This window comes from Clostridium tagluense (genome assembly GCF_003865095.1).
In the GTDB taxonomy this organism is placed as follows: Bacteria; Bacillota; Clostridia; order Clostridiales; family Clostridiaceae; genus Clostridium_AD; species Clostridium_AD tagluense.
Genome location: NZ_BHYK01000087.1, coordinates 1 through 2019, shown reverse-complemented (window position 1 = coordinate 2019; position 2019 = coordinate 1). Strand labels below are relative to the sequence as shown.

At 28.7% G+C, this 2019-nt stretch carries 2 protein-coding genes; both read right to left on the bottom strand.

Annotated features, from left to right (window positions below; genetic code table 11):
- Positions 1-400: 400 nt before the first annotated feature.
- The gene (locus Ctaglu_RS24510) at positions 401-748 is read right to left on the bottom strand and encodes an RNA polymerase subunit sigma-70 (protein WP_125006671.1); all 348 of its coding nucleotides are present in this window, start codon (positions 746-748) and stop codon (positions 401-403) included.
- 14 nt (positions 749-762) lie between these two features.
- Positions 763-1755: a site-specific tyrosine recombinase/integron integrase gene (gene xerA, locus Ctaglu_RS24505; protein ID WP_233439956.1), complete on the bottom strand. Its 993-nt coding sequence runs from the start codon at positions 1753-1755 to the stop codon at positions 763-765.
- Between the last annotated feature and the right edge of the window lie 264 nt (positions 1756-2019).

Below are 2019 nucleotides of genomic sequence, written 5' to 3'. Positions count from 1 at the left end.
CGTATAACAGCAATTTCATGCTTATGTTTTAAATCATTAAAATTTCTCTGAATGCATTTTTTTACAGTGTCTTTATTGAACTTTAATTTTCTAGCAATCTCAGTAGCTGTTAATCCATCTAAGTATAATTTTTTAACCTGTTCTTTATTTAATTTAGCCTGCAGCTCCATCAACTCCTCAAAAGTATATAGTTCACCCAAACCATCAAAGGGGACATTCCTTATCTTTATTAAAAAAATAAGGAATATAATTTACCCATCAACGTTTATTACTTATTTATATATTTATATTAACATAATTCAAACGACAATTGAGGGAAATTTTAAGGAAATTTTCCCTACAAAAAAGATACAAAATTAAACCAAAAACAACACAAAATTAAACTAAAAACATATCATCTTTAATCTATAAAAAGCTTTGCAATGCTCTTTAGTGCTTTGTTTATGCTATAATTTATTTGTCTTTCTGTCTTGTCTAATTCTTTAGTTACTTTCTTTTTTCCTTCTCCATTTAAATAAATAAGACTAACAATTTTACAATCCTTTTCTGATAATAATTTTAATATGTTCTCTATTTTTTTATTTTCTAATTCCATTTTTCTTATTTGTAGCCTTAATTCTTTTATTTGTTCATCATCATCATCATCATTTGCACCATTTATAATTAATTTTTCTATTTCAAGAAGTTTATTTTCTATATTGCAAACTCTTTCTCTATATAATTTAAGTTTATTTTTAATCTTTTCCATTTTATCACCTATCCCTAAGAAATTCTTTTATATTCATATACAACATTCTCTAGGCTTGTTTCTGCGTAAATTTGAGTTGTTTTTGGGTCACTATGGCCTAGCAATGCTTGTACATTATGCAATGCCATTCCTGCCGCTAGCAAATGTGTGGCTATGCTATGTCTCAACAGATGTGGGTATATTGATTTCCCTAAATCCGCTCTTGTAGCAATATTTTTAATTTCTCTTTCAATAGATCTACCACCTAGCCTATTATGATTGCCTTTACTAGCAACAAATAATGCTGCGTTATCATCTGCTCTCGACAATATATACTCTTTCATTAGGTATCTAGCTTTTGTATTAAAACAAACTATTCTTTCTTTATTACCTTTTCCAATTACTTTTAATGTTTTATTATGCCAATCTATATCCTCTTTATTTATATCAACTATTTCACTTAAACGGCACCCACTGGAGTATGTAAACTCAAGCAATGCTTTCTCACGTATGCTTTTACATTTTTGTCTTAATATCTCTACTTCGTCTACAGTTAATGCATGTCTAAGTCTTCCTGGTTCTTTGGTTGCCTTTATTATTAACATAGGATTTTTAGGTATATATTCTTCTGCTAATAACCAACTAAAAAATGATCTAAGTATATACATTTGTGTATTGGTTGTCCCAGGCTTAAGGTTCTTGCATCTTTGAGCTAAATACATTCGAAGGTCCATACTTGTTACAGTGGCAAGAGGTTTTCTAAGATAATTAGCAAACTTTAGTATCTCACGATTGTAGTTTTTTAATGTTTCTATACTTAGTCCTTCTAGCTTTTTAACCACTAAATAAATTTGTAGTTTATCTTCTGTATCGCCACTTGTTGTAAGCCCTGTTTCTTTAGGTACCACATCATACTTATACAATACTTCCTCTATTATTTTTCTAACTTTTAGCTGGTCTATATCAGTAAATTCTAATGTTAATTTACCCACCATTCTAATTATTACTTCATCATTTGCTAATCCCATGTTCATTTACCTCCTAAATTTTTCATTTGTTTTAAAGGAGATATAGGATATAATATCTATATCTCCTAGTTGAGATTTAAGAGAGCCTTGAAGTTGTCCAGACTGCGGCTCTCTTTTTATTTATTTTTTTGTTTCAATATTTTTGTATTGCGACACATCTTAGTTAATAATATTTTTTAAAACTTATATAAATACTATAACCACTATACACAGTTACAAAAGGAGAAAATTCCTTAAATTCTCTTTCTTTTTTCCAACCATGCT

Bases quoted from the DNA above. Each gene is read 5' to 3' on its own strand.
- Ctaglu_RS24510 (WP_125006671.1), bottom strand. From the start codon at position 748: ATGGAAAAGATTAAAAATAAACTTAAATTATATAGAGAAAGAGTTTGC.
- xerA (WP_233439956.1), bottom strand. From the start codon at position 1,755: ATGGGATTAGCAAATGATGAAGTAATAATTAGAATGGTGGGTAAATTA.